Genomic DNA, 12463 nt, shown 5'->3' with positions numbered 1-12463 from the left:
CGTATGTCTGGCCGCTTCGGTTGGTGGCTATTAGGTTTGGGGGCATGAGGGAACAGCCGCAGGTGCTGGGAATCGTCTTGGCCGGCGGTGAGGGCAAACGGTTGTATCCGCTGACGGCGGACCGCGCCAAGCCCGCCGTTCCGTTCGGCGGTGCCTACCGACTGATCGACTTCGTCCTGTCCAACCTGGTCAACGCCCGATACCTGCGGATTTGCGTTCTGACGCAATACAAGTCGCACTCATTGGACCGGCACATCTCGCAGAACTGGCGGCTGTCGGGTCTGGCGGGCGAGTACATCACCCCGGTCCCGGCGCAGCAGCGGCTGGGCCCGCGCTGGTACACCGGCTCGGCCGACGCCATTTATCAGTCGATGAACCTCATCTACGACGAGGACCCCGACTACATCGTGGTCTTCGGCGCCGACCACGTGTACCGCATGGACCCCGAGCAGATGGTGCGGTTCCACATCGAGAGCGGAGCGGGCGCGACGGTCGCGGGCATCCGGGTGCCGCGCGCCGAGGCGTCGGCGTTCGGCTGCATCGACGCTGACGAGTCCGGCCGCATCCGCAGCTTCATCGAGAAGCCGTCGGACCCGCCGGGCACGCCCGACGATCCGGAGCAGACGTTCGTCTCCATGGGCAACTACGTGTTCACCACCAAGGCGCTCATCGACGCCATCCGGGTGGACGCCGAGAACCACGACTCCGACCACGACATGGGCGGCAACATCATTCCGCAGATGGTCGCCGACGGGATGGCGGCCGTCTACGACTTCAACGACAACGAGGTCCCCGGGGCCACCGAGCGCGACCACGGCTATTGGCGCGACGTCGGAACGCTCGACGCGTTCTACGACGCCCACATGGATCTGGTGTCGGTGCACCCGGTGTTCAACCTCTACAACCGGCGCTGGCCGATCCTGGGGGAGTCGGAGCATCTCGCCCCCGCCAAGTTCGTCAACGGCGGCTCGGCGCAGGAATCGGTGGTCGGCGCGGGTAGCATCATCTCCGCTGCGTCCGTACGCAATTCGGTGCTGTCGTCCAACGTCGTGATCGACGACGGCGCCATCGTCGAGGGCAGCGTGATCATGCCCGGCGCACGCGTCGGCCGCGGTGCCGTGGTGCGGCACGCCATCCTCGACAAGAACGTGGTCGTCGGCCCCGGCGAGATGGTCGGCGTGGACCTGGAGAAGGACCGCGAACGCTTCTCGGTAAGTGCCGGCGGTGTAGTCGCAGTCGGTAAGGGCGTCTGGATCTAGTAAATCCGGGGATTTGTGCACGTTTTTCCGCGGCAGCCGCGGAAAAACGTGCACAGGATCTCCGCTGCAGCCTGCTCAGGCCGCGGCGTCTCGGCGCTTCCGTCGTCGCAGCACGGCCACCGCTGCCCAGACCAGCAGCGCCAGCGCGACGACAACCAGCACCGGCAGCACGATCGCGAGGATCACCAGTCCGACGCTCGCGATGTCCTCCACCGTGCTCAGCACGGGAGCGGCGAGCCCGCCGGTTGCGACGTTTGCGACAGGCCGCACTGTCGACTTCGTCAGCGACACCACGAGTGCGGTGACGGCCCCGATCACCACGGGAATCCACTGTCCGGAACTGGCGAACGCGCCCGGGTCGGTGACGGCGGCGGTCTGCGCCGCCGTTCCGGAGCCGAAGACGATGCCCCCCGACGTCGGCCGGACGAACGTCTGGATGGTGTCGTTGATGCTGTCGAGGGCGGGCACCTTGTCGGCGACGACCTCGACGACCAACAACACGGCCACGATGCCGATCACCCAGCCGTTGGTCAGCCACGCCCACGGGTGCGGCAACTCCACGAGGTTGGTGAAGCGTCCCAGTAGGCCCATCGCCAGCAGCGGGATGTAGGCGTTGAGGCCCGACGCGGTGGCCAGACCGAGCCCGGTGAACAGTTCCACCCGTTCAGTCTCCGCGATTTGTGCACGATTTCCCGCGCTGTCCGCGGATTTTCGTGCACAAATCGCGGGGTGTCACCAGACGTAGGGGACCAACCGGTAGCGCACCTTGCGGGTGTAGTCGAGGTAGCCGGGCAGCTCGACGCGCAGCATCTTCTCCTCATCGAAGATTCGGGCTATAAGCGCCGGGGCGGCGGCCAGCACCGGGATCAGCCCCCAGTAGGAGCCCAGTGCCAGCGGGGTCGCGAGCATCATGATGAGGGCGCAGATGTACATCGGGTGCCGCACGATGCCGTACAGACCGGTCGAGATGACGGGCTGATCGGCCTCCACGGAGATACTCGCGCCCGCGAAGTTGTTCTGGATGACGACCCACTGGGCCGCGATCAGGGACACCCCCACGACGACGTTGCCCAGGACCACGACCGCCGTGGGCACGTGGGTCCAGCCGAAGCGCCAGTCGAGGGCACTGACCACACCGGTCCCGACCACCGACGCGAGGATCGCCCAGATGGCCACCTTCTGCACCGGTCGGGTCTCGGCCTTCGGGCCGCCGTGCATCCGTCGCGCCAGCGCCTCGGGGTGTTTGACGGCCAGGTACATGCTCGGGCCCATGGTGGCGATCATGAAGACGGCGATGAAAACCCAAGCCTGCCAGTAGTGGATGGTGCCGGCCGGCACGCACAGTAACACCGCGAAGAAGACGATGCCCCCAGCCGCCGAGGCGAGCGCCTGCAGAGCCAGTTTCATGATTTCTCCTACCGTAGATCGCGGCGCCGGAAAGCCAAGGCGCCCAGGGTGATCAGAATTGCGTCCAGAACCAGCAGCCACACCAGTGGCGTCGCGGTGAAGCTGCCCGACCCGACCCGCGGGATGTGACTGAACGGGTCGAGGTCCAGTACCCAGTGCGGTGAATTCGCCAGCGAACCGAGCAGAAACACCGCGATGAAGCCGACCAGGGCGCCCCACGCCACCGGGGTGAACCGCGGCATCACCCCGAACAACACTGTCGTCACCGCGATCAGGAGCCAGATGGCGGGCAGTTGCACCGCTGCCGAACCCAGCACCAGGGGCAGTTTGCCGGTGATGTCGTCGGCCGCGGCGCCGTAGGTCACGCCGGCCAGCAGCCCGGACGTCAGCATTGCGACGGTGGTGCCGGCCAGTGCGATCGTCAGATAGCCCGTCAGCCAATGGATCCGGCTCAAGGCTCCGGCGAGCAGGGTCTCGGCACGCTGGCCGGTTTCCTCCTGGTGGGGCCGCAGGGCCAGTGATACCGCGAACGCGGCGGCGACCATGCCGAGCATGTTGAAGGCGATCGCGATGAACACCTCCTCCAGTGCGCTGGTACCGCCGAGGCGCGTGATGATGTCGCGGGCCGAGCCGCTGCCGCCCAGCTCATCGCCGATACCGTGGACGACGCTGCCGACCAGTAGCCCGTACAGCCCCAGTCCGACGGTCCACACCAGCACCGAACCGCGGGTCAGTCGCCACGCCAATCCCGTTGGGCCATGGAGCATCCCGTTGGCCCGCGGCCGGCCGCGCCGTTCGGCGAACATCCCCGCGCCGACATCGCGGCCACCCTGAAGTTGGTACGCCAGTACCACCAGGGCGACGGTCAGCGTCACGTGCAGCGCCAACACGCCGAACCGGTCGCCGGCATACGGGCGGACCAGCAGTGACCAGCCCAGGGGTGATGCCCAGGACAGCTCGCTACCGCTCGCGTCGCCCACTGCCCGCAGCGTGAACGCGGCGCCGAGGACGCCGAAGGCGGTACCGCGTGCGACGCGGGCACTGGCGGAGAGCTGCGTGGCCACTGCCGCGACGGCGGTGAACACCAGCCCGGAGGCCGCCAGTGCGCAACTGAAGGCCAGCGAACCCGTCACGGGCACATCGGTATTCAGCAGTCCGAGGAAGCCGAGCAACCCGGTGAGCACCGAGCCGCCACCGGTCAGCAGCAGCGCGGCGGTCAGGCTCGCGTTGCGGCCGACGGCCGTCGAGTCGATCAGCTCTGTGCGTCCGGCCTCTTCATCGGCGCGGGTGTGCCGAATCATCGTCAGGATGACGGCGACGGCGATCAGTACGTGGAACATGCCGGCTTTCCAGATACCGGCCGCGCCCAGGCTGTCGTTGTAGATGTTGCCGTAGATCGCGCGCTGGGCCGGGCTGGCCATGATGCTCGCGGCGAACCCGGCGCGGGCCGCCGCAGTGGGGTAGACGGCCTCGATGCTGCCGATGTACACCGTCGACAGTGGCAGGGACAGCAGCAGCACCCACAGCGGCAGCACGATGCGATCGGTGCGCAGGTAAAGGCGAAGCAGCCCAAGGGTTCCGGTGAAGCTGGACGCCCCGGCGGCAGGTCGGGCGGGCCGGGCCGGGCGGTCCAGAATGGCGGTCATGCCCGCACCTGCTCGGGTTCGCGGCGGGCCCGGCCATTGTCGTAGTGCCGCAGGAACAGGTCTTCGAGAGTGGGTGGCTGGCTCACCAGTGAGCGCACGCCGGCATCGCCGAGTGCCTTGATGACGGCGCCGAGGCTCTCCGATTCGACGCGGGCCGTGAGCATCCGGCCATCGAAGAAGATGTCGGAAACCCCTGGGAGATGGTCGATTCGACCCGGGTTGTTGATCATGTCGGCTTTGATGGTGGTGCTCGACAGGTGCCGCATCGACTCCAGCGTCCCGGTCTCGACGGTCCGGCCGGCGCGGATGATCGTCACCCGCTGGCACAGTCGCTCGGTCTCGGCCAGGATGTGGCTCGACAGCAGCACGGTGGTTCCGCGGGCGGCGGCCTCGGCGACGCACTGCTGGAAGATGTTCTCCATCAACGGATCCAGGCCGCTGCTTGGCTCGTCGAGCAGCAACAGGTCCGCGTTCGAGGCGAACGCGGAGACCAGCGAGACCTTCTGTCGGTTGCCCTTCGAGTACGTGCGGGTCTTCTTGGTGGGGTCCAGGTCGAACCGCTCGGTGAGCTCGGCACGGCGTTTCTCGTCGATGCCGCCGCGCATCCGGGCCAGCAGGTCGATGGTCTCGCCGCCGGTCAGCGTCGGCCACAACGTGACATCACCTGGCACATAGGCGATGTGGCGATGCAAGGCCACGGAGTCCGTCCACGGGTCTCCGCCGAGGAGGCGGACCGAGCCGGAGTCGGCGCGCACGAGCCCGAGCAGGATGCGGATCGTCGTCGACTTGCCTGCGCCGTTGGGCCCCAGGAAGCCGTGCACCTCGCCGTGTTCGACCCGCAGATTCAGTCCGTCGAGTGCCCGGACTGCTCCGAAGTTCTTTGTCAGGGTGTCGATTTCGATGGCGGCGTTCACATTCACTCCTCGGTGGTGGTGACGATGGGTTGGCCTGCTTCGCGTTGCGCCATGAACGCCTCGTACATGGCCCGATCGGCCATGAGGCCCTCGGTGTACAGCTCGAGGGCGGGCAGCAGCATGTCCTGTGCGTAGTCGTGCAGCACCTGGCGGTAATCCGTCGGGTTGGGGTGCAGCTGGATATAGGTCAGCAGTGCGCCGCCGCCGGTCAGCGCCAGGAAGCGGGCGCGGGCCTTGGGATCACGGCTGGGTTTGAGCGTGCCGGCCCGGACGCCCTCTTCGAGGTAGCCCTCGGCGTTGTCGATCATGCTCTGCCACAACGACTTCGCCAGATCACCGCCGGTCTGCAGGGCACGCATCAGGTACGCCGTCATCGGCGCGAAGGATTCGATCTCGGCGATCTGCGCGAACCACGCGCTCGGGCTGGCGTTCTGCATCGACTCGGTCTTGGCGGCCCGGACGGTCTCGATGACGTAGGCGTCGCACGCCTCGCGCAGCTTGTCCTTGGAGCCGAAATGGTGGATCACCAGAGCGGCGCTGACGCCGGCGGCCGCGGCGATGCTGCGGACGCTCGCGGAGAACCCGTGCTGGCCGAACTGTTCGATCGCCGCGTCGCGGATCCGGGCGACGGTGGTGAGGTCCTCGACTGAACGCATGTTTAGTACGTTAAACACGCGTTCAGTCGGGCGTCAAGGATCTGACACGTCAAGAGTCCGTAAAGATTCGACAGAAGCGTCAACCGGTCATGCGCTCGCACGCCCGGCCGGCGTTGCCCCTGCGGTGTGGGCGCGGCTTACTCGACTTTTTGCGCCCTGGGTTCAGGGTCAACGCGAGTCGACGGTGCCCCGGTGTTGACCCTGCGGTGTGGGCGCGGCTTACTCAGCTTTTCGCGCCCTGGGTTCAGGGTCAACGCGAATGGCCGCTGAAACCCTGCGCCTGGCGCACCAGGCAGTCCTAGTCGCGGACCGCGGCCAGCAGCCCGTCGCCCAGCGGTACCAGGACCGGGGTCAGTCGCTCGTCTTCGGCGATGGCGCGGGTGGCCTCGCGTACTGCCGTCACGTCGCGGTCGTTGGCCGACGCGTCGCCGGCACGGCCGCCGAGCGCGGCGCGGTGCACGACGATCACGCCGCCCGATCGCAGCAGGCGGACGCCCTCGGCGACGAATTGCGGCTGGTCGGCGGGCTCGCCGTCAATGAAGACCAGGTCGTAGGACTCGTCGGCCAGCCGGGTCAGGACTTCCTGCGCGCGGCCCACGATCAGTCGGGTCCGGGACGGTCCGACGCCCGCGGCGACGAACGCCTGCTTGGCCAGCCGCTGATGCTCGGGTTCGACATCGATGGTGGTCAGCACGCCGTCCTCGCGCATACCGGACAGCAGCCACAACCCGCTGACGCCGGCGCCCGTGCCGACCTCGACGACGGCCTTGGCCGACGCGATCTTCGCCAGCACGCTGAGCAGCGCGCCCACCGCCGGGGTGACGGGGTTGGCTCCGCTCTCCTCCGCACGCTCGCGGGTCGCCGCGGTGATCGGCTCCTCGGTGATGGATCGCTCGGCGTGCTTGACGATGGCCTCGGCCGTGCTCGGCTTGGGTGCACCGGCCGGTGCGGCAGCGACGGGCTGGGCCGGCGCCTGGGCGGGTGCCGCTGGAGCCGGTTGCGCCGGATCAGGCTGGTTGCTGCCGGCCGAAACCGTCGGGTCATCGGTGCTGGACATGTGCGCAGCGTAACGAACGCCCAGCACGCCGCCGGTCAGTACACGCGCAATAGGGCGGTGGTCTCGGCCGGCTGCGGAACGATCCTGAGCGACGGCGCGCCACGCCCGGGGCGCAAGGTTAAGTTTTGGCGAACATATAACGGGTATTCGCAGGTCATGGAGCTGGCGCGGGGTTTCTCAGGAAAAGTTCAGTTTGCTCATACATCAACCTCACCAGGGTGGGGAACCGTAATCGCCATGCACGCGAGTGTGAACGATCTGCAAGCCGATTCCGGACTCCGGCAGTCGCCGGACATCCGCGGGATCGGGAATATCGGACTCCAGGCACCGGTTTCTGCTGATGCGTCATGTGTGAACGACGCGGAACCTACGGAACTGGAGATTGCCACGACCGCCATGCCGGCCCCCACCAAGCTTGCCCCGACCCACATGTCCCATGTCCCGGTCGCCGAAGCCGAGCTGGATTGGGCTGAAGTCAGCGACGAATTGACCGGCACCGCCGTCTTCGATGCCACCGGCGACGTGGCCACCATGCCGTCATGGGACGAGTTGGTCCGTCAGCATGCCGACCGCGTGTACCGGCTGGCCTACCGCTTGTCGGGTAACCCGCAGGACGCCGAAGACCTCACCCAGGAGACGTTCATCCGGGTGTTCCGCTCGGTGCAGAACTACCAGCCCGGCACGTTCGAAGGCTGGTTGCACCGCATCACCACCAACCTGTTCCTGGACATGGTCCGTCGCCGCACCCGTATCCGCATGGAGGCGCTGCCGGAGGACTACGACCGGGTGCCTGCCGACGACCCGAACCCCGAGGAGCTGTACCACGATTCGCGGCTCGGGCCGGACCTGCAGGCCGCACTCGACTCGCTGCCCCCGGAGTTCCGTGCCGCTGTGGTGCTGTGTGACATCGAAGGCCTGTCGTACGAGGAGATCGGCGCGACGCTGGACGTCAAGCTCGGCACCGTGCGCAGCCGCATCCACCGTGGCCGGCAGGCCCTGCGCGAGTACCTCGCCAGCCATCCGGGTGACTACTCCGAGGCGGCCGCGGCCATCTCCGCCAAGTCCGCCTGAGCGTTGTGACGTATCCGTCCCAGGTTGTCGCGCTACATTCAGTAGTAACGGCAACACGGACGAAGGCGTGGCGCGGAGAGGAGCTCGGTGATGGTCGACCGGGGACAGTTGTTCCGTCGTGCGTTCTCCTGGCTGCCCGCGCAGTTCGCCTCGCAGACCGACGGCCCCGTCGGTCCACGCCGCTTCGGGTCCACGGAGCACCTGGCCATCGAGGCCATCGCCGCATTCGTCGACGGTGAGCTGCAGATGGGTGCGCACCTGCGTGCGGCCCATCACCTGTCCCAGTGCCCGGATTGCGCCGCCGAGGTGGACGCGCAGGGTCAGGCCCGGAGCGCATTGCGCGATTCCTGCCCGATCATCGCGCCCACGTCCTTGCTGGGCGCCTTGGCGAACATCCCGAATGACACATCGACGCAGTTCGCGGATATTCAGGCGTCCGGGATCGAAGACCGGGACTTTGCCGATCGGCCGCCGCGGGAACGTCGTCGTCGCCGGTAGGGTTGAGCCTGAATTTTGAGTGACCGCCACGCCCGTTCAGGCGGGTCGGGCAGACAGAGCCAGTAGATGGGGAGTGCAACACCGGTGACGAATCAGGACATGTCCGGCGATCGCCCCCGTCTGGCTCCGCGTCCGGTGACGCGCACCCCGGTGGACCCGGCGTCGCAGCGCGCGTTCGGCCGGCCCGAGGGCTTCGCCGGTTCTTTCCTCGCCGAGGACCAGATTCGTAACCAGGGGGAGTACACCCCCACCAACCAGGCGCCCGATCCCGTGCTCGCCGAAGCCTTCGGCCGGCCCGGTGGCGGCGTCGATTCGCTGCAGCGCCATCCCGCCGATGCCGGCGCGCTGGAGGCCGAGGGCAAGGACGACGACGACGCCGTCGCCGACCCGTGGCGTGATCCGTCGGCCGCGCCGTCGCTCGGCACCCCCGCGCTGCCCCCGCCGCCTCCGGTGGTGGTCGCCGCTCCCGTCGGCAAGCTCGGCGTGCGCGACGTGCTGTTCGGCCGCAAGGTCTCGATGACGGCTCTCGCGGTGCTCGCCCTGCTGTCGTTGGTCATCGGCATCCTCGGCGGCGTCGTCGGACGCAAGACCGCCGAGGTGGTCGAGGCCTTCACCACGTCCAAGGTCACCTTGAAGACCAGTGACGGCGGCGACCTGCCCGAGGGCCGGTTCGCGAAAGTCGCTGCCGCCGTGGCTGATTCGGTGGTCACCATCGAGGCGATGGGCGATACCGACGGATCGCAGGGCTCCGGCGTCGTCGTCGACGGCCGCGGCTACGTCGTCACCAACAACCACGTCATCTCCGACGCGGCCAAGAACCCCAGCCAGTACCACATCTCGGTGGTGTTCAACGACGGCAAGCAGGTGCCGGCCAACCTCGTCGGCCGGGACCCCAAGACCGACCTCGCGGTGCTGAAGGTCGACAACGTCGACAACCTGACCGTCGCGAAGTTCGGTGATGCCGAGAAGGTCAAGGTCGGTGACGAGGTCATCGCGGCCGGCGCCCCGCTGGGCCTGCGCAGCACCGTCACGCACGGCATCATCAGCGCGCTGCATCGCCCGGTGCCGCTGTCCGGCGAAGGGTCGGACACCGACACCGTCATCGACGGCATCCAGACCGACGCCTCGATCAACCACGGCAACTCCGGTGGCCCGCTGATCAACATGAACTCCGAGGTCATCGGCATCAACACGGCCGGAAAGTCGTTGTCCGACAGCGCAAGTGGTCTGGGCTTCGCCATCCCCGTGAACGAGGTCAAGGCCACCGTCGAGATCCTGATCAAGGACGGCAAGATCTTCCACCCGACGCTCGGCCTCAACGCCAAGTCGGCCAGCGACAAGGTCGCCTCGGGCGCCCAGGTGGTGAACGTCGTCGCCGGCAGCCCGGCGGAGAAGGGCGGCATCGTCGAGAACGACGTCGTGGTGAAGGTGGGTAACCGCAAGGTCGCCGATGCCGACGAGTTCGTGGTCGCGGTGCGGCAGCTCCAGATCGGGCAGCCGGCACCCATCGAGGTGATCCGTGATGGCCGGCACGTCACGCTCACCGTCGTGCCCAACGCAGACACCCCGGCCAGCTGATGTTCGGCAACATCGGATGGGGCGAGATGCTCGTGCTGGTCATCGCGGGCCTCGTCATCCTGGGCCCGGAGCGGTTGCCCGGTGCCATCCGGTGGACGGCCGGCAGCCTGAAGCAGGTGCGGGAGTATCTCAGCGGCGCGACCAGTCAGCTGCGTCAGGACCTCGGGCCGGAGTTCGAAGACCTGCGTCAGCCTCTCAGTGAGCTGCAGAAACTGCGCGGCATGACACCGCGCGCGGCGCTGACCAAGCATCTGCTCGACGGTGATGACTCGTTCCTCACCGGCGCCTTCGACACCCCCGCGCCGCCGGACCAGGCGAAGCCGTTGACCACACCTGAGGTCAACGGCATTCCGCCGACCCCGGGCGCCGCCCGCGCCGCCCCGCAGCCGCAGTCGGGGACGACGCAGTTCGACCCCGACGCGACCTGACGCCGCCGGAGATTCAGGCCGGCAAGCGCGCCGGATCCCGGTAGCGGTCCGAATTCGCGGCGATCTCCGCGGCCGGCGGCAGGATTTCGTCCGCCGCGAGGTAGACGCCGCCCGCGCGCAGTGAGTCGTCGAGCATCAGCCAGATCCAGCGGGTCAGATCGGCAACCAGCGCGTCCTGCGTGTCGCGCAGCGGCTGTTCGAGCCAGTGCCCCGCGGCGGTCTCGACGAGGCCGACGATGCTGTACGACAACCGCTCGGCGTCGGCCTGGACGTCGAAGGCCGCCACGTACACCTTGAGCACCGCGGTCAGCAGGTTGGCGATGGTGATCTTGATGTCGGCGAAGGCGTTGAAGCCCTCGTCGATCGAGCAGCGCTGCAGGTAGCGGTACAAATTGGGGTGCTGGGTCAGGAAGTGGACGTGCGCGCTCACGCCGGCCTTGACGATCTGCGCCATGCTGCCCTCGGGCTGCCACACCGGCGCGAGTTCGGCGGTGATCATCTGGGCGGTCCGGTGCGCGACCTCGCGTTGCAGGTCGGCGGCGTCGACGAAGTGCCGGTACAGCTTGGTGCGGCTGACGCCCACGTGGGCGGCGATCTGTTCGGTCGACGTCTGGGGCCCGTGTTGCTCGATCACGACGAGGGCAGCGTCGATGAACTCAGCGCGCCTGCGCTCGCGTTGGCCGGCCCAGCGACCGGTGGTGGCACTCGCCATGGCTGCTTGTTTACCTCATGTACCTGGTCGGGAGTTACCTGATGCAGCCAATCAGTGGGAGTCTGGCTATCTAGTGGTACGTGGCGTACCATTTAGCGAACCGCGCCAGTGGGTGGCGCCTTCATGTTCAAAGGGGAACGACGATGGATGCTGTCGCCACTTTTCGCCGCGTCGCCGGGCTACCGGTCACGGACACAGAGCTGACGCCCGCGGTCGACTACGGCTTCTTCGGACCCGACTCCGTCACCTGGCGGGTGTGGAGTTACCCGACGTCGCTGCTGCTGGGCTTCGCCCGCGCCGTGACCATCGAGCACCTCGACCCGTACCTCGCCGCCGCTGTGGACGCCAGTGGTCAGGTGTACGCCCGCACGCGGCTGCGCTACGACCGCACCATGCAGTACTTCGCGCTGGTGGCCTTCGGTGACGCCGAGGCCGTGCTGGACGCTTCGGAGATCCTGGTCAAGATCCACGGGAAGGCCATCGGCACCGAGCCGATCACCGGCAAGCCGTTCGACGCCAACGACCCGTACTCGCAGCTGTGGATCCACCTGACCGCGTGGCACTCGATCCTCTACACCTACGAGATGTTCGGCCCCGGCAAGCTGACCGAGGCCGAAGAACTGCAGTACTGGGAAGAGTGCGCGCGGGCCGCGGAATTCCAGACCATCAACCCCGACGACGTGCCGCGCACGCGGGAGGGCATCCAGCAGTACTTCGAGCAGTACCGGCCGCAGATGGCCGGCTCCGAGGTCGCCCAGAACATGATGAACTACCTCGTCGACCTGGGTTATCACATCCTGCCCGAGCGGGTGCCGAGCTGGATGCGCCGCGTGTTCAACTGGCCGATGCGCCGGGCCATCATCGCGACCATGCCGAAGTGGATGCGCACCCTCGGCGGTATCCCGCAGAACTACTCCGATGACGTCGCTGCCAAGCTCATCGCGCGGCCGCTCCTGCGCGCGGTGGCGAGCGTCCCGCGCCTGGAACTGGCGATCCTGGACTTCACCACCCCGCACACCACGCCGATCGTCGGCCCGACGCTGATGAAGATCCCGGCTCAGAATCCCGTCACGTACACCCCGGCCGAGGCTCGGAAGAAATGGGGCCGGACCACGCCGTTCGAGCAGTACCAGGCGCTCGTCGCCAAGCGGGCACTCGGCAAGGGCCCCAAGCCGTACGAGCACAACCACAGCGACGCGCTGCTGGAATTCGAAGCGCACGCCGGCTGATTCCGGCC

At 67.6% G+C, this 12463-nt stretch carries 13 protein-coding genes; 6 read left to right on the top strand and 7 right to left on the bottom strand.

The window, feature by feature from the left end:
• Nucleotides 1-44: 44 nt before the first annotated feature.
• Nucleotides 45-1259: a glucose-1-phosphate adenylyltransferase gene (gene glgC, locus G6N46_RS12210; RefSeq protein WP_061010717.1), complete on the top strand. Its 1215-nt coding sequence runs from the start codon at nt 45-47 to the stop codon at nt 1257-1259.
• Nucleotides 1260-1334: 75 nt separating this feature from the next.
• On the opposite strand, the gene G6N46_RS12205 is transcribed toward glgC, so the two are convergent.
• The 6 genes from G6N46_RS12205 to G6N46_RS12180 form a co-directional block, all read right to left on the bottom strand.
• Nucleotides 1335-1919, bottom strand: coding sequence for a DUF4126 domain-containing protein (locus G6N46_RS12205; protein ID WP_138249625.1), 585 nt, complete (start codon nt 1917-1919; stop codon nt 1335-1337).
• Nucleotides 1920-1991: 72 nt separating this feature from the next.
• A complete protein-coding gene (locus G6N46_RS12200) occupies nt 1992-2666 on the bottom strand; it encodes a methyltransferase family protein (protein ID WP_138249624.1) in 675 nt (224 codons plus the stop codon).
• Between the two features lie 8 nt (nt 2667-2674).
• The gene (locus tag G6N46_RS12195; RefSeq protein ID WP_138249623.1) at nt 2675-4312 is read right to left on the bottom strand and encodes an ABC transporter permease; all 1638 of its coding nucleotides are present in this window, start codon (nt 4310-4312) and stop codon (nt 2675-2677) included.
• The gene (locus tag G6N46_RS12190) at nt 4309-5232 is read right to left on the bottom strand and encodes an ABC transporter ATP-binding protein (RefSeq protein WP_138249622.1); all 924 of its coding nucleotides are present in this window, start codon (nt 5230-5232) and stop codon (nt 4309-4311) included. The genes G6N46_RS12195 and G6N46_RS12190 overlap by 4 nt, the downstream gene beginning before the upstream one ends.
• Nucleotides 5229-5882: a TetR/AcrR family transcriptional regulator gene (locus tag G6N46_RS12185; protein WP_138249621.1), complete on the bottom strand. Its 654-nt coding sequence runs from the start codon at nt 5880-5882 to the stop codon at nt 5229-5231. Before G6N46_RS12185 ends, G6N46_RS12190 begins: the two co-directional genes overlap by 4 nt.
• A 298-nt stretch (nt 5883-6180) precedes the next feature.
• Nucleotides 6181-6939 (bottom strand): O-methyltransferase, encoded by a 759-nt coding sequence (locus G6N46_RS12180; protein WP_234880689.1) that lies wholly within the window; start codon nt 6937-6939, stop codon nt 6181-6183.
• Nucleotides 6940-7176: 237 nt separating this feature from the next.
• Between G6N46_RS12180 and sigE the strand changes: the two genes are divergently transcribed.
• The 4 genes from sigE to tatB all read left to right on the top strand — a co-directional run bounded on the left by sigE (nt 7177) and on the right by tatB (nt 10514).
• Entirely contained in the window at nt 7177-8010 is an 834-nt protein-coding gene (gene sigE / locus G6N46_RS12175) for an RNA polymerase sigma factor SigE (protein WP_138249620.1), read from the top strand.
• A 90-nt stretch (nt 8011-8100) separates the two neighbouring features.
• Nucleotides 8101-8508 carry an anti-sigma E factor RseA gene (rseA, locus tag G6N46_RS12170; protein ID WP_061007153.1) on the top strand — a complete coding sequence of 136 codons (408 nt, stop codon included), beginning with the start codon at nt 8101-8103 and terminating at the stop codon, nt 8506-8508.
• Nucleotides 8509-8592: 84 nt separating this feature from the next.
• Nucleotides 8593-10086 carry a serine protease HtrA gene (htrA, locus tag G6N46_RS12165; RefSeq protein ID WP_135355546.1) on the top strand — a complete coding sequence of 498 codons (1494 nt, stop codon included), beginning with the start codon at nt 8593-8595 and terminating at the stop codon, nt 10084-10086.
• Nucleotides 10086-10514: a Sec-independent protein translocase protein TatB gene (tatB, locus tag G6N46_RS12160; protein ID WP_138249619.1), complete on the top strand. Its 429-nt coding sequence runs from the start codon at nt 10086-10088 to the stop codon at nt 10512-10514. The genes htrA and tatB overlap by 1 nt, the downstream gene beginning before the upstream one ends.
• A gap of 13 nt (nt 10515-10527) precedes the next feature.
• Here tatB and G6N46_RS12155 read toward each other — a convergent pair whose 3' ends face one another.
• A complete protein-coding gene (locus tag G6N46_RS12155; RefSeq protein ID WP_135355544.1) occupies nt 10528-11226 on the bottom strand; it encodes a TetR/AcrR family transcriptional regulator in 699 nt (232 codons plus the stop codon).
• A gap of 143 nt (nt 11227-11369) precedes the next feature.
• Between G6N46_RS12155 and G6N46_RS12150 the strand changes: the two genes are divergently transcribed.
• Complete coding sequence (locus G6N46_RS12150; RefSeq protein WP_138249618.1) at nt 11370-12455, top strand: oxygenase MpaB family protein; 1086 nt, start codon at nt 11370-11372, stop codon at nt 12453-12455.
• Nucleotides 12456-12463 lie beyond the last annotated feature (8 nt).

The sequence above is a fragment of the Mycolicibacterium phocaicum genome (assembly GCF_010731115.1).
Classification (GTDB): Bacteria; Actinomycetota; Actinomycetes; order Mycobacteriales; family Mycobacteriaceae; genus Mycobacterium; species Mycobacterium phocaicum.
This window is presented reverse-complemented; position numbering and strand designations above follow the sequence as displayed.